Origin of the sequence: Variovorax sp. HW608 (assembly GCF_900090195.1) — a bacterium.
GTDB lineage: Bacteria > Pseudomonadota > Gammaproteobacteria > Burkholderiales > Burkholderiaceae_C > Variovorax.
In genome coordinates this window covers 2698346-2711889 of the sequence record NZ_LT607803.1, presented here as the reverse complement: position 1 = coordinate 2711889, position 13544 = coordinate 2698346, and the positions used below count along the sequence as shown (strand labels likewise).

Sequence of the window (13544 nt, the reverse complement as noted above, 5' to 3'; positions counted from 1 at the left end):
TTGGAGCCTTGATCAAACATGCCGAGATGAGGCCCAATCGTCTCTCCTCAAGGAGAACCTGCCATGAGCACTGGACCAGCGGAAAAGCGCCGACTCGACGATGCGCATGCGAACCTCGCAGCCTGGAAAAAGTGGGGCCCGTATCTCAGCGAGCGGCAATGGGGAACGGTTCGCGAGGACTACAGCAACAACGGCGATGCCTGGAACTACTTTACCCACGACCAGGCCCGCTCGCGCGCCTACCGCTGGGGCGAAGACGGCCTGGGAGGCATCAGCGACGATCACCAGATCTTGTGTTTTGCGTTGGCGCTGTGGAACGGGCGCGACCCGATTCTGAAAGAGCGCGCCTTCGGATTGGCCAACAGTGAAGGCAATCATGGCGAGGACGTCAAGGAGTACTACTTCTATCTCGATTCGACGCCGACGCACTCGTACATGAAGTACCTGTACAAGTATCCGCAGGCAGCCTATCCGTACAACGACCTCGTCACCACCAATCGAGGCCGCGGCAAGCACGATCCAGAATACGAACTGCTGGACACCGGCGTGTTCGACGACAACCGCTATTTCGACGTCTTCGTTGAATACGCGAAGGCATTGCCTGACGACGTGCTGGTGCGGATCACCGCCTTCAATCGCGGTCCTGATGCAGCGGCCCTGCATCTGTTGCCGACGCTGTGGTTCCGCAACACGTGGACGCAGGCGGGTGGTGGTTCGAAGCCGACCGTCGAGCGTGTTGCCTCCGCCGGGATCGCGACCGTGCGCGCCCGTCATACCGATCCGTTGTTCCTCGAATCGCTGGACGAGTACTACCTCTATTGCGATGCAGACGTGCCGCTGCTCTTCACCGAGAACGAAACCAACAACGCGCGGCTGTTCGGCGGGACCAACGCCTGTGCCTACGTAAAGGACGCCATTCACAACTTCGTCATTCACGGCGAGGCGGCTGCGGTCAATCCCGCGGGCCAGGGAACCAAGGTGGCGGCCCACTACCAGCGCAATGTCGGCCCCGGGCAGTCGCAGGCCCTTCGCCTGCGGTTGACGACCAAAGGGCCCGACACGTTGACGGCGCCTTTCGGCGACTTCGATGCCATCTTTGCGGACCGACTGAAGGAGGCGGACGAGTTCTACGCGTCGATGACGCCGCCCGCCGTGCGGGACGACCCGGACCGCGCGAACGTCATGCGCCAGGCACTGGCCGGCATGCTGTGGACCAAGCAGTACTTCTACTACGACCTCGATCTCTGGCTCGACGAGCACGGCGCGGGCACCCAACTGCCACAGTCGGAGCGCCGCCAGGTGCGCAACATCGACTGGGGCCACATGTTCAACGACGACATCATCTCGATGCCGGACAAATGGGAGTACCCGTGGTACGCCGCGTGGGACCTGGCGTTCCACATGATCCCGCTCGGGATGGTCGACCCCGACTTCGCCAAGCAACAGCTCGACCTGATGCTGCGCAACGACTACCTGCATCCGAACGGCCAGCTGCCCGCCTACGAATGGAACTTCGGCGACGTCAATCCACCGGTGCATGCATGGGCCACGATGCAGCTTTTCCTGATCGACAGGGAGCGTCGCGGCGACGGCGGCGACATCGAGTTCCTCAAGTACGCCTTCTCCAAGCTGCTGGTCAACTTCACCTGGTGGGTCAACCGAAAGGACCGCACCGGCGCAAACGTGTTCGAGGGTGGCTTCCTCGGGCTCGACAACATCGGTGTGTTCGACCGCTCCGCGCCATTGCCCACGGGCGGCTACCTCGACCAGGCCGACGGGACGGCATGGATGGTTTTCTTCAGCCAACAGATGCTTCGCATCGCGGTCGAGCTGGCGCTGAGCGAGCCGCTGTACGAGGAATTCGTCGAGAAGTTCTTCCAGCACACGCTGTTCATCGCCGGCGCAATGGACCGCGTCGGCGAGCGCCAGGACGAGATGTGGGACGAGGAGGATGGCTTCTTCTACGACGTGCTGCGCCTCCCGGACGGCAGCGCCACGCGCCTGAAGGTCCGCTCGATCGTCGGGCTGCTGCCGCTGGCCGCGGTTGCCGTGTTCGAGGAAAACATCATCGAAAAACTGCCGAGGTTCCGTCAGCGCGCGCGCGTGTTCCTGGCTCGGCACCCCGAGCTCGCGGCGAACATTCATCTGCCGCAGGAGCCCGGCGTGGCCAATCGTCGAATGCTGGCGATCGTCAACGCGCAGAAGCTGCGCCGCATCCTCGCGCGCATGCTGGACGAGAATGAATTCTTCAGCCCGCACGGCATTCGCGCACTGTCGCGCGTCCACCTCGAACACCCTTACGTCTTCGAGCACTCGGGGCAGTCGTATCAGGTGGCCTATGTGCCGGGCGATTCCGACTCGGGAATGTTCGGCGGCAATTCCAACTGGCGCGGTCCGGTCTGGATGCCGATCAACTTCCTGCTCTACACGTCGCTGGGGCGCCTGTACGCGTACTTCGGCGAGGATTTCAAGGTCGAGTGCCCGACCGGATCGGGGCAGATGATGACCCTCCTCGAAGTCGCGAAGGAACTGGGCGAGCGCCTGAGCCGAATCTTCCTGCGTGACGGCGAGGGCCGGCGGCCTGCGCATGGACCGGCGCAGAGGTTTCGCGACGATCCCCATTGGCGCGACCTGGTGCTGTTCTACGAGTACTTCCACGGCGACACGGGGGCGGGCATCGGCGCGAATCACCAGACCGGCTGGACCGGCTGCGTGGCGCGCATCATTCAGACGAACGCGGTGCTGACGAAGGACCTGCTGCAGATGCCGGGCACCGAGGCTGCGGCGACGCGGGCGCTGCAAGCAGCGCCAGGATCCGGCCCCTCAGCGCCCTACGGACCCACGCGATAGAAGTAGTACGTGGCGCTGTAAGGCACGCGCGCGATCTGCGCGGCATTCGTCGCACTGCAGCGCTCGGTGGGCGCGATACCTCCGGCCGTCCTCACCCGCTGGATGCTTGCCGCTTGAGCGAGGGGCCCCGTGCCACTGGACGATCTCGCAGTCAGCAGCAGCCAGGGGATCGCCGCCGGGCCCGGCCCTGGATCGCTCGCCTTCACCTGTCCGACGACCTTGCTGCCGTCGAGCGACTCCCACGTCGGCCCCGCATAGTGCTTGCCGAGCGCGCGGCCCGATCGATCGCTGAGCGTCGCCTCCGGTGCGCGGAAGGTCCACGCAAAGGCCGACGATTCACCAGGTTTTGGCGCGCACTCGTAGATCTGCACGCCCGTGGCCAGCGCCTCGAGGAATGGCAACTCGCCTGCGGGCGCCCGCAGCTGCGCGGGGAGGTCCGGCGGGATCGTGACCGGGCTCGTTGCACAGCCGGCCACCGCGAACAACGCCGTTGCCGTGACGAGGACACGCGAATGGAGAGTCGGCATGGTGTTCCTGGCGCTTTTCGAATCGACTCTATCACTTGACCCGGTCGACGGTGCGCGCAATCGCGCCGAGCGTTGACTTGTATTTAAACATTGAGTTAAATAAGGAATGGATGCGCTCAGCACTGCCTTCGCCGCCCTGGCCGACCCGACGCGACGCGCGATCCTGGCGCGGCTGGCCCAGGGTCCCACGCATGTGGGCGCACTGGTCGAACCGTTTCCGATTTCCGGGCCGGCCATCTCGCGCCACCTGCGCGTGCTCGAACAGGCCGGATTGATCGAGCGCGAGGCCAGCGCGCAGTGGCGAATCTGCCGCTTGCACGGCCCCGGCCTGCGCACCGCACACGACTGGTTCGAGCCCTATCGCGCCTTCTGGGAGGAGAGCCTGGACCGGCTGGCCGAGTTGCTCGAAGCGCCGCCCTTGCCTGGCGACACGAAAGGCCGCAAGGCCCCTCGCGCCGCCGTTCCTGCCAAATCCCCTCGTCACCGAAGGAGCCGCCCATCATGAATGCCCCGCAGGACTTCACTCTGAACCTCACCCGCTTCATCCGTGCCCCGCGCGAAAAGGTGTTCGACGCCTTCGTCGACGAGGCTGCGCTGTCGCGCTGGCACTGTCCGCGCGGAATGTCGGTGGCCAGCGCCACGGTCGATGCCCGCGTCGATGGCGCCTGGCGCATCGAGATGCGTACCGGCGACAACGCCAACCACTCGGTGGGCGGACGCTACCGCGAGATCAAGCGTGCGGAGCGCCTGGTCTACACCTGGGTGTGGGAGCAGGGCGTCGATGGCATGGCGGGCCTGCAGACGCTCATCGAGATCGACTTCGTGGCCCGCGACGGCGGCACGGAAATCCAGATGCGCCACAGCGGCTTCCCGGCAGAGGCCGCCCGCAACGGTCATGCCCAGGGATGGAACTCGGTCTTCAATCGTCTGACCGACCTGCTCGATGAACGCGGAACTGCCGCCACGCTCATCCTGCTCGGAGAGCCCGCGAGCAGCTACGTGCGCAGTGCGCGCATCGGCCTCGCGGAAAAAGGCCTCGCCTACACATTCCAGCGCGCCACACCGCACAGCCCGGAGATCGACGCGATCCACCCGTTCGGCAAGATGCCGGCGTTTCGCGACGGCGAGACCGAGATCTGGGAGACCAGCGCGATCCTGCGCTATATCGACGAGGGCTTCGACGGCCCGAGCCTCAACCCCGGCATGGTGGTCGACCGGGCGCGCACCGAAACGTGGGTGAGCGCGGTCGGCGCCTACATCTACGACGCGATGGTGCGGCGCTATGTGCTGCAATATGTGTTTCCGCGCGGCGAGGGCGGCACGCCCGATCGTGTCGTCATCGGCAAGGCAGCGGTCGACATGGTCTGCCCGCTCGATGCGCTGGAGCGCTGCCTCCAGGGCCGCGAGTTCATCGGCGGCGCTGCACCCTCGTACGCGGACATCCTGGTGACGCCGATCCTCGACTACCTCGGCCGCTTCCCCGAAGGGGGACAATTGCTGTCGGACCGGCCGAACATCCGTCGCGCACTCGACAACATGCGGGCACGGCCCAGCTTCGCCGCGGCCACCGCCCCGCACGATGCAACCCCTGCCGCCCAAGCGCGGTGAAAAGGAGATTCGAGATGAGCTACCTTCCCGGAAAATTCGTCTGGTTCGAGCATGCATCCGGCGATCCTGCAAAGGCGCAAGCCTTCTACGCGTCGCTGTTCGGCTGGCATGCCGAGAGCATGCCCATGGGGCAGATGCAGTACACGATGATCATGAACGGCGCCGACGGCATCGGCGGCTTCGTCCAGGCCGATGGCGGCGCGCGCTGGGTTTCCTATGTCTCGGTTCCCGACGTGGACAAGGCCTATGCGGCCGCACTCGCCGCCGGCGCCAGGAGTGAATCGGCGCCCATGGACTACGGACCGGTGGGCCGCGGCGCTGCGGTGATCGATCCGACGGGCGCGCGCATTTCGTTGTGGAAGAGTGCGCAGGCAGACCGCCCGGACCAGGACGTGCCCGTAGGCGGCTGGGTCTGGAACGAACTGACGACCTCGGACCCGCAGGCTGCGCTGAAGTTCTATACCGGGCTCATCGGCTACACGCAGGACACGATGCCGATGGAGGCCGGCGGCAGCTACCACCTGCTGAAGACCGAGGGCGACAAGGGCCGCGGCGGCGTCATGAAGTCGCCGGACGAGAAGATGCCTTCGCAGTGGGTCCCCTATGTTCACGTGGCCGACTGCGACGCGACGCTCTCCAAGGCCGGGCAGCTCGGCGCCACCGTGTGCATGCCGGGGACCGACATCCCGGGCGTCGGCCGTATCGGCATGCTGAGCGACCCGCAGGGCGCGCTGGTGGCCGTGATCAAGCCGTCGCCGCGAAGCTGAGCCGGCGACGGCGCCTTCATCGGCCACACTTGCGCCCATGATCGCCACCTCGACAGCGCCTCTTCCGGCCAGCGCCTGCATTCGGCGCTGGTCCACAGACGCCGCCGCGCCCGCACAGCGACTGGACTACTGGGTGGGCGCGATCTGCGAAGGCTTCCTGGAAATGGAGGCCACGAGCCCCTCGGCGGCAGTCTTTCATTCGAGCCTGGAGTCGGTTTCATGGGGCAACGTCGCCGTCAACCGGGTGTGCGGCAGCGCCCAGGACGTCTACCGCACACGCGCGGCCATCGCGCGCAGCCGTGACAACTACCTCTACCTGCTCTGCAAGAGCGACTCGGCCTGGACGGCGGTCCAGGAGCAGCGCGGCGCGCGGTTGTTGCCGGGCGACCTGGTGCTGGTGGACTCCAGGCAGCGCTATGAATTTCACTTTCCGACCTCGGCGAACACCGTCTCACTGCAACTGCATCCCGAGTGGCTGGCCGCCTGGCTTCCCGACGTCCAGGCCGCGCTGGGCCAGCGGATCGATGGCAGCGCCGGCTGGGGCGCCGTTCTGAGCGCATTCGCCCGCGAACTCACGCCGGAGTTGGCGGCGGCGCCGCCGCTGCCGTCGCGCCTGCTCATGGATCAGTTGGGGGCGCTGATGGCACTGGCGATGGGCGCGCCAGCGGCAGCCGCACGGGGCCATGCTTTCCCATCACTGCGACAGCGCATCCTCGACCAGGTGCGGGAGCAGCATGCGCAGCCCGGGTTGACGGCCGGCGCCGTCGCGGCGTCCCTCTGCATTTCACCGCGAACCTTGCACCGCTGCCTGGCCGAGGGCGGCATGACATTCGCCGAGCACCTGATGGCCTGCCGAATGAGCGTCGCCGCACGCCTGCTGTCCGACCCGCGATTCGGCCGGCTCACCGTGGCCGAGATCGGCCGGCGCGTGGGCCTGCTCGACGCATCGCACTTCGTGCGCGCATGTCGGTTGCACCTGGGTGCGACCCCGGCACGGTTCCGCCGCAAGCCTCAAGGGTGACGAGCGCGTGGCGCGACGCGGCCATGAGAATGGCACGCGGCGGCCACCCGATCGCAGGATGCCCTTCTAGATTGCAGTCTTCCATTTCCAACCAAGGAGACTGCGATGTCCGACACCTATGTTCTTGTCCACGGCGCCTGGCACACAGGCGATGAACTGGAAGCCACGGCGGCCTGCCTGCGCGAGGCGGGCCACACGGTGCACTGTCCCACGCTGGCTGGCAACAGACCCGGAGACGACCGCGCCACATCGGACCTGACGGATGCCATCGAATCGCTGGTTAACTACTTGCAGGAACGGGACCTGCGCGACGTCCGACTGGCAGGGCATAGCTATGGCGGCATGGTCATCTCGGGCGCCGCGGACCGCGCGCCCGAACGTCTTCGGCGACTGATCTATGTGAACGCCTTCGTCCCGCTCGATGGCCAAAGCCTGAATGACCTGGTGCCGCCGCACTACGTCACATTGTTCGACGCCATGGCCGAAGCCAACGGCAACACCGTGATGCTGCCCTTCGAGGTCTGGCGGGAAGCCTTCATCAACGACGCCGACCTGGCGCTGGCCCAGAGCAGCTTCGGCAAGCTCAACCCCCATCCCTATCGCACGTTCACGGAAAAGATCCGGCTAGCCCGGCCGCTGGCCGAGCTGAGCTTGGGCAAGTCCTATGTGAACTGCCGGCAGGACACCGCGATGCCGCACGGGCTGCCGTGGCATCCCAGGCTGTCGGAACGGCTGGGTCTTTTCCGGCTGGTCGAATGCGACGGCAGCCACGAGATGTGGTTCAGCAATCCGCCAGTGCTGGCCCGAGCGATTCTGGCGGCTGGGCGCGACTGAACGCTTCCTCACGCCGGCTGGGCGGCGCCCAGCCGGTCCAGCGTCGCGATCACGTCGGCCGGCAGCTCGATCGACGCCGCGAGGTTCTCGCGCAGATGCGCGACGGACGAGGTGCCCGGAATCAGCAGGATGTTGGGCGCGCGGCGCAGGAGCCAGGCAAGCGCCACCTGCATCGGCGTGGCGTCCAGGCGGCCGGCCACGTCGGAGAGTTCCGAGGACTGCAGCGGCGTGAACCCGCCGAGCGGGAAGAAGGGCACGTAGGCGATGCCCGCGCGCGCCAGCTCGTCGATGAACGTATCGTCATGCCGGTGCACCAGGTTGTACTGGTTCTGCACGCAGACGATCGGGCAGATGCGCCGGCCCTCGGCCACCTGCCGTGGCGTGACGTTGCTCAGCCCGATGTGGCGGACCAGTCCGCGGCGCTGAAGCTCGGCCAGGGCCGTCAGCGGCTCCTCGATCGCGCCCTCGGCCGGGCCGTGCGCGTCGAACATGAAGCGCAGGTTGACCACATGCAGCACGCCCAGGCCCAGGTTGCGCAGGTTGTCGTGGACGGCCTGCTCGAGCTCCTTGGCCGACGCTGCCGGCAGCCACGCGCCCTTGGCATCGCGCCGCGCGCCGATCTTGGTGGTAATGACGAGGTCATCGGGGTACGGCGCGAGCGCCTCGCGAATGATCTCGTTGGTGATGTGCGGTCCGTAGTAGTCGCTGGTGTCGATGTGATTGACGCCCTGGGCCACCGCCTCGCGCAGCACGGCGAGCGCGCCCGTGCGGTCCTTGGGCGGTCCGAAGACGCCGGGGCCGGCCAGTTGCATGGCGCCGTAGCCGACGCGTTTGACGGTGCGGTCGCCGAGGGTGAATTGGGTGGGGAGGGGAGTGCTGGACATGGTGCTTCCTTTGCTGGTTCCTGGACTTGAAGGGAGGAGGTCGGGGTCCGCGCAACGAGCATGGAGCGCCTGCTTTTTCGAACCCTGGCAATCAGTCTAGGGAGCCCGCGGCTGCTTGATAAGCCACCATAATCGGCACAGGCTGTGCGGAATTCCAGACAATGAAAGTCGACCTCGGAGATCTGAATGCATTCGTCGCGGTCGCAGAAGCCAAGGGCTTTCGCGAAGGCGCACGCCTGCGTGGCGTCAGCGCGTCGAGGCTGAGCGAAGCCGTGCGCAGGCTGGAGGCGCAAATGGGCGTGCGGCTGTTGCACCGGACGACGCGCAGCGTGCTGCCCACCGAAGCGGGACAGCGCCTGATCGAGCGGCTGCGGCCTGCGTTCACCGAGGTCGAAGCCGCGCTCGACGTGGTCAACGGCTTTCGCGATCGGCCGGCCGGCACCTTGCGGCTGAACGTGCCCATCAGCGCGGCGCGCCTGGTGCTTCCGAAGATCGTGCCGGGCTTCCTGGCGGCCTACCCCGACATCTCGCTCGAAGTGATCGCCGAGGATGGCTTCGTGGATGTGCTGGCGGCGGGCTGCGATGCCGGCATCCGCTACGAGGAGCGGCTCGAGCAGGACATGATCGCAGTTCCCATCGGCCCGCGCACCCAGCGCTTCGCCGTCGCTGCCTCGCCCGAGTACCTCGATCGCCGCGGCCGCCCGAAGCACCCGAGCGAACTGCTGACCCACGCCTGCCTGCGCGGCCGCTTTGCCAGCGGCCTGACGCCGCCCTGGGAATTCGAGCGCAAGGGCGACAAGCTACGCATCGACGTGACCGGCCCGCTGATCGTGCGGCTGGGCGGCACGACCGACCTCGCGGTGGATGCGGCCATCGCGGGCGCCGGCGTCATCTACCTGTTCGAAGACTGGCTGCGGCCGCACCTGGACAGTGGTGCCCTGGAGCCGATCCTCGAGCCGTGGTGGCTGCGCTTCTCGGGACCGTTTCTGTACTACCCGGGCCGGCGGCTGCTGCCTGCGCCGCTGCGGGCGTTCGTGGATTTCATCCAGCGGATGCCTCGGTGATGGGTGAGAACGACCATTGCGATCTGCTGCCGGTCAGCTCTGCGCGGCGCCGCGCATGAACATCTCGACCCCTCGACCGACCATCCGGCGGATCTCTTTAAGCGATAAGGGAGGAGGGTTCCTCTGGAACAGCCTCATGTCGGTTTCGGCCATGACCAGCGCCGTGAAATGGGCTGCCGCCACCTTGGGGTCGGAACGGCGAAGCTCGCCGCGGTCCATGGCTGCGGCCATCAACCCGGTGAGTGCCGCCATCGCGGCGGCGGGGCCAGAGTCGTAGAACAGTTGCCCCACGTCCGAGCGCCCGGCTTCGGCGACCACCATGCGGTAGACAGCCAGCGCACTCTCGTCGTGTGTCAGTACGCCGAGCATGCGCTCGCCGAATCGGCCGAGCCGCGCTTCCAACGTGGGCTTTCCATGCGCGACTTCTGCAGCGAGCTCCTGCGTCGCGTCCAGTAGATGGCCTGTCGCCACGGCCTCGACGACCGCGACAAAGAGCTCCTCCTTTGAAGAGAAGTACCCATACAGCGTCGACTTGGAGCCCCCAAGACGCTTGGCCAGTTCGTTCATCGACGCCCGCTCGTAGCCCATCTCCTTGAAGAGTTCAGTCGCTGCTTCGACGATGGCTTCGCGGCGAGCCTCGGTTCGCACCCTCATCAGGTCTCCTCGAAAGAAGACCGAACTGTACGCTTTTCTTGACGCCCCGAAGGGTCTTCGTATAATCAAACCGTACACTACGGTTCTGTATTGACGCCGCGGTGCGGTCTGTCGACGGTCCCGTGAACTGTCAAACCAGGAAGATCACATGCGTATTTCAAACATCCCTTTTCGGCTCGCAACCTTGGTGCTTTGCGTGGCGTCGGCCGCCTGTTCCTCGCTGCAGCCCCTTCCCTATGCAGGCGTGGCATCGTCATCGAAGCTGCGTGTGAACCAGCGCGACGAGACGGGACGAATGCCCTATACGTACAGATCAGATGTCGATTGGGCCAGGTACGAAGCCTTCATCATGGACCCCGTCGCCATCTACACCGGCGCCGACAACCAGTTCGAGAAGATCTCGGAAGCAGACAAGGACAGGCTTGCCCAGTACATGCGGGCAGAGTTCTCCGAGAAGCTGCGTGGCCGCTTCAGGAGATCGGCAATACCTGGCGCCGGGACCGTGCGCATCAAGCTCACGCTCACCGGCGCAAAGGCCAACACGAATGTCCTGAATACGGTCATGCACTTCGACTTGCTCGGCGGGCCCTACAACGCCGTCCAGGCCGCTCGCGGCAAGGAGGGAATGCTGTCGGGCTCCGTGAGTTTCGCGGTCGAGATCTACGACTCCTCGACGAACGCGCTGCTGGGCGCCTATGTCGCCAAGCAGTACCCGAATGCCTGGAACCTTCCAGCGGGCATGGGTTCGATGGCGGCCGCCGAGGTTGGGGTCCAGAAGGGCGCCGAGCAGTTGGTCGAGTACCTGCGATGAACCGAGGATGGCCGAGGCGATTCCCACGCACCTGGAGCATCGCGCTCATCGTGCTGGCAATGTCGGCTGCGCTCGGCCTGCTCTATCTCGGCCGGTCGATCCTCGTACCGGTGACCCTGGCAGTCTTGCTGTGCTTCGCAGTCAACCCTCTGGTCCGGCGGCTGCGCGTCTTCGGACTGGGGCATGTCTCATCGGTGTTGGGAGCCGTAGCGTCCGCTGCCCTGGTCATCGCACTGCTGGCTACGCTGATCGGTGTGCATGCCATCCGGATGGCATCTCATCTGCCTGCATACCAGGCGACGCTCGAGCGCAATTTGCGCTCGCTGCGTCTCGTTGCGTTGTCGCCGATCGAGAAGACCTGGGACGCCGCTGAAGCGCTCTTCAACCCGGCCAGCAAGGTCGGGGCCAATGCCGCCGAACCGACGACAAGAGTCGTCCGTTCCGGAGTCGATGGAAAATCGTCGGAAGGCGTCCTCCAACCCAAGCCCGACCCGATGGAGCGCCTCGGCCGACTTCTTTCATGGGTCGCTGGTCCGATCGGCAGCGCTGGCATCACGATCGTCGTCCTTGTCTTCCTGCTGCTGGAGCGGGAATCCCTGCGGGACCGCTTCATACGACTCATGGGCGGCGATCTGCGGGCGACGACCTTGGCCATCAACGACGCCGGCGACAGGCTTTCTCGCTATCTGGCGCGCCAGATAGCGGTCAACATCTGCTTCGGGCTTGTCATCTGGGTAGCGCTCGCTGCCACGGGCTTGCCGGAGGCGGCGCTGATTGCAGCGATCACAGCCATTCTGCGGTTCGTGCCCTATGTCGGAGTGCTCGCGGCAGCTTTGCTGGCCATGCTTCTGGCCCTGGGTGCGGCCGAGAATTGGACCCTGATGCTGACGACGGGCGCCGTGTTCCTGACGGCCGACCTGGTCACCTCCCACGTCATCGAGCCCCGTGTCTACGGTCAGGCGACGGGGCTCTCTCCTTTGTCCATCGTGCTGGCCACGCTCTTCTGGGGCTGGCTGTGGGGGGCGGTCGGCGTGATCATCGCGACGCCGCTGACCTTGTGTCTGGCGGTAGCCGGCCGCCACGCCGAGTCGCTGGGCTTCCTCGACGTCGTGCTCGGGGATGGCCCGGCGCTGACGATGGCGCAGAAGTTCTACCAGCGGGCTCTGTCCGGCGACTCGGAGGAGATCATCGCCGGGGCACGCGAATACCTGCGGCGGGGATCGTTCGCCAGGTACTGTGACAGCGTGCTGGTGCCTGCGATTCAGCTGGGCCGCGCCGACTACCTCAAGGGACAGACCACGCTGCGGCAACAGGCCCAACTTCGCAGCACGATCGTGCAGGTCGTCGAAGCCCTCGACGGTGCCAAGCGTGATCGCGCCATGAGTCCAAAGCCGATGTCCGTGCTCGAGGAAGCGAGTTCGGCGCGCTTGCTGCGGCAGAGGCGGATGCTCCGCGAACACCCGCAGACGGGCGAACAACCCGGCGATCACTCCGTTGTCGTCTGCGTGGGCATGGGCGGGCCGGGCGATGACCTGGTGACCGAGATCCTTGTTCGAATGCTGCGAAGCCTGCGTCTGGACGCACGAGATCTGACGATTGAAGATTTGCGCTCCCTGAAATATTCGCGAATGCCTGAGACAACGATCCGCGTCATTTGCCTGGTCACGATGACCGGTGGTGCGAGCCCGGAGACCGGGATAAGACTGGCGCGTGAACTGCGTTTGGAGACTTCCGATGCTCACATCGCGGCGCTCGTTCTGCCTGGGCAAGCCGAGGCGACGGGGCAGGCCAAGGCCGAGTTTCGCGAGAGCGTGGACCATATTGCCAGCTCGTACGAGCAGCTGGTGCTGGATCTGCAAGCGCAAGCAGGGAGCGTCAGCGCCGTAGGCATCAGCAAGTGACGAGATCCGTATGCCCAAAGCCCTTCGAGTAGTCGAGCACGGAAATGACCGTGGGCGTGATGCGGAACAGGCGAACCTCGTCCGGGCTCGGCATCTTCATCGGCAGGGGCGGGGCGTCCGGGTATTTCAGCGGCAGCATGCGCAGGACTTTCTCCGCTTCGGCCCGGTCATTCACCGCCTGCGCGCGTCCTGCCATCGACAGGCCGGTGATCGCCATCAAGTCCGCCGTGTCGTGATCGATCGTCAGCGAGACGCGGTCATCGCGCGCCAGGTTGCCTGCCTTCTGACTGTCCAGCCCGCAGAGAAAGTACAGGGTCAGGCCATCGTTCACGTAGCCGACGGTCGTGGCCTGCGGCCAGCCATCCGGGCGCAGCGTCGCGATGGTCATGATCCGATGTTGATCCAGCAGCGCCAGGATCTTCCGTCTCATTTCGTCGTCCATGCGTGACCTCCAGAGGAAGGAGCGTTCCCCTGCATTTTTGGATTTGTCGAGCCGCGCGGCCTTGACCGCGATCAAGGCCCTGGGGCTTGGGCTTGCACTGCCTTGCGGTGCGTCAAACGGTCATTCGCGCGGCGGAGCGATGCTGCGCGCCTGGGCCACGCAGTCGCGGTGGCAGCCGGAG

General features: G+C 65.8%; 13 protein-coding genes. 9 read left to right on the top strand and 4 right to left on the bottom strand.

Annotated elements, in window-relative coordinates; translation table 11 throughout:
* The first annotated feature begins 63 nt into the window (after positions 1 to 63).
* On the top strand, positions 64 to 2850 hold the full coding sequence (locus VAR608DRAFT_RS12700) for an MGH1-like glycoside hydrolase domain-containing protein (RefSeq protein WP_197700516.1): 2787 nt from the start codon (positions 64 to 66) through the stop codon (positions 2848 to 2850).
* Here the strand turns inward: VAR608DRAFT_RS12700 and VAR608DRAFT_RS12695 are convergent.
* Positions 2832 to 3377 (bottom strand): DUF3455 domain-containing protein, encoded by a 546-nt coding sequence (locus tag VAR608DRAFT_RS12695; protein WP_088954393.1) that lies wholly within the window; start codon positions 3375 to 3377, stop codon positions 2832 to 2834. The genes VAR608DRAFT_RS12700 and VAR608DRAFT_RS12695 overlap by 19 nt on opposite strands.
* A 106-nt stretch (positions 3378 to 3483) precedes the next feature.
* Here VAR608DRAFT_RS12695 and VAR608DRAFT_RS12690 point away from each other — a divergent pair, with 106 nt between their 5' ends.
* The 5 genes from VAR608DRAFT_RS12690 to VAR608DRAFT_RS12670 all read left to right on the top strand — a co-directional run bounded on the left by VAR608DRAFT_RS12690 (position 3484) and on the right by VAR608DRAFT_RS12670 (position 7607).
* Positions 3484 to 3882 (top strand): ArsR/SmtB family transcription factor, encoded by a 399-nt coding sequence (locus tag VAR608DRAFT_RS12690; protein ID WP_088954392.1) that lies wholly within the window; start codon positions 3484 to 3486, stop codon positions 3880 to 3882.
* Positions 3879 to 4985 (top strand): SRPBCC domain-containing protein, encoded by a 1107-nt coding sequence (locus VAR608DRAFT_RS12685; protein ID WP_088954391.1) that lies wholly within the window; start codon positions 3879 to 3881, stop codon positions 4983 to 4985. The genes VAR608DRAFT_RS12690 and VAR608DRAFT_RS12685 overlap by 4 nt, the downstream gene beginning before the upstream one ends.
* Before the next feature lie 14 nt (positions 4986 to 4999).
* Positions 5000 to 5752 (top strand): VOC family protein, encoded by a 753-nt coding sequence (locus tag VAR608DRAFT_RS12680; RefSeq protein ID WP_088954390.1) that lies wholly within the window; start codon positions 5000 to 5002, stop codon positions 5750 to 5752.
* Between the two features lie 37 nt (positions 5753 to 5789).
* Positions 5790 to 6773 carry an AraC family transcriptional regulator gene (locus VAR608DRAFT_RS12675; protein WP_088954389.1) on the top strand — a complete coding sequence of 328 codons (984 nt, stop codon included), beginning with the start codon at positions 5790 to 5792 and terminating at the stop codon, positions 6771 to 6773.
* 105 nt (positions 6774 to 6878) lie between these two features.
* Positions 6879 to 7607 carry an alpha/beta fold hydrolase gene (locus VAR608DRAFT_RS12670; protein WP_088954388.1) on the top strand — a complete coding sequence of 243 codons (729 nt, stop codon included), beginning with the start codon at positions 6879 to 6881 and terminating at the stop codon, positions 7605 to 7607.
* An 8-nt stretch (positions 7608 to 7615) separates the two neighbouring features.
* Here the strand turns inward: VAR608DRAFT_RS12670 and VAR608DRAFT_RS12665 are convergent, their stop codons facing one another.
* The gene (locus VAR608DRAFT_RS12665; protein ID WP_088954387.1) at positions 7616 to 8491 is read right to left on the bottom strand and encodes an aldo/keto reductase family oxidoreductase; all 876 of its coding nucleotides are present in this window, start codon (positions 8489 to 8491) and stop codon (positions 7616 to 7618) included.
* Positions 8492 to 8652: 161 nt separating this feature from the next.
* Between VAR608DRAFT_RS12665 and VAR608DRAFT_RS12660 the strand changes: the two genes are divergently transcribed.
* On the top strand, positions 8653 to 9555 hold the full coding sequence (locus VAR608DRAFT_RS12660; RefSeq protein ID WP_088954386.1) for a LysR family transcriptional regulator: 903 nt from the start codon (positions 8653 to 8655) through the stop codon (positions 9553 to 9555).
* A 33-nt stretch (positions 9556 to 9588) separates the two neighbouring features.
* On the opposite strand, the gene VAR608DRAFT_RS12655 is transcribed toward VAR608DRAFT_RS12660, so the two are convergent.
* Complete coding sequence (locus VAR608DRAFT_RS12655) at positions 9589 to 10209, bottom strand: TetR/AcrR family transcriptional regulator (RefSeq protein ID WP_088954385.1); 621 nt, start codon at positions 10207 to 10209, stop codon at positions 9589 to 9591.
* A gap of 148 nt (positions 10210 to 10357) precedes the next feature.
* Here VAR608DRAFT_RS12655 and VAR608DRAFT_RS12650 point away from each other — a divergent pair, with 148 nt between their 5' ends.
* Positions 10358 to 11020: a DUF3313 domain-containing protein gene (locus VAR608DRAFT_RS12650; protein ID WP_088954384.1), complete on the top strand. Its 663-nt coding sequence runs from the start codon at positions 10358 to 10360 to the stop codon at positions 11018 to 11020.
* Positions 11017 to 12921, top strand: a complete 1905-nt coding sequence (locus tag VAR608DRAFT_RS12645) for an AI-2E family transporter (protein WP_088954383.1) — start codon at positions 11017 to 11019, stop codon at positions 12919 to 12921. The genes VAR608DRAFT_RS12650 and VAR608DRAFT_RS12645 overlap by 4 nt, the downstream gene beginning before the upstream one ends.
* Here the strand turns inward: VAR608DRAFT_RS12645 and VAR608DRAFT_RS12640 are convergent.
* Positions 12911 to 13363: a pyridoxamine 5'-phosphate oxidase family protein gene (locus VAR608DRAFT_RS12640; RefSeq protein WP_088954382.1), complete on the bottom strand. Its 453-nt coding sequence runs from the start codon at positions 13361 to 13363 to the stop codon at positions 12911 to 12913. The genes VAR608DRAFT_RS12645 and VAR608DRAFT_RS12640 overlap by 11 nt on opposite strands.
* Positions 13364 to 13544: the final 181 nt, after the last annotated feature.

Bases quoted from the DNA above. Each gene is read 5' to 3' on its own strand.
- VAR608DRAFT_RS12660 (WP_088954386.1), top strand. From the start codon at position 8,653: ATGAAAGTCGACCTCGGAGATCTGAATGCATTCGTCGCGGTCGCAGAA.
- VAR608DRAFT_RS12655 (WP_088954385.1), bottom strand. From the start codon at position 10,209: ATGAGGGTGCGAACCGAGGCTCGCCGCGAAGCCATCGTCGAAGCAGCG.
- VAR608DRAFT_RS12675 (WP_088954389.1), top strand. From the start codon at position 5,790: ATGATCGCCACCTCGACAGCGCCTCTTCCGGCCAGCGCCTGCATTCGG.
- VAR608DRAFT_RS12650 (WP_088954384.1), top strand. From the start codon at position 10,358: ATGCGTATTTCAAACATCCCTTTTCGGCTCGCAACCTTGGTGCTTTGC.
- VAR608DRAFT_RS12680 (WP_088954390.1), top strand. From the start codon at position 5,000: ATGAGCTACCTTCCCGGAAAATTCGTCTGGTTCGAGCATGCATCCGGC.
- VAR608DRAFT_RS12700 (WP_197700516.1), top strand. From the start codon at position 64: ATGAGCACTGGACCAGCGGAAAAGCGCCGACTCGACGATGCGCATGCG.
- VAR608DRAFT_RS12690 (WP_088954392.1), top strand. From the start codon at position 3,484: ATGGATGCGCTCAGCACTGCCTTCGCCGCCCTGGCCGACCCGACGCGA.
- VAR608DRAFT_RS12685 (WP_088954391.1), top strand. From the start codon at position 3,879: ATGAATGCCCCGCAGGACTTCACTCTGAACCTCACCCGCTTCATCCGT.
- VAR608DRAFT_RS12695 (WP_088954393.1), bottom strand. From the start codon at position 3,377: ATGCCGACTCTCCATTCGCGTGTCCTCGTCACGGCAACGGCGTTGTTC.
- VAR608DRAFT_RS12665 (WP_088954387.1), bottom strand. From the start codon at position 8,491: ATGTCCAGCACTCCCCTCCCCACCCAATTCACCCTCGGCGACCGCACC.
- VAR608DRAFT_RS12640 (WP_088954382.1), bottom strand. From the start codon at position 13,363: ATGGACGACGAAATGAGACGGAAGATCCTGGCGCTGCTGGATCAACAT.
- VAR608DRAFT_RS12670 (WP_088954388.1), top strand. From the start codon at position 6,879: ATGTCCGACACCTATGTTCTTGTCCACGGCGCCTGGCACACAGGCGAT.
- VAR608DRAFT_RS12645 (WP_088954383.1), top strand. From the start codon at position 11,017: ATGAACCGAGGATGGCCGAGGCGATTCCCACGCACCTGGAGCATCGCG.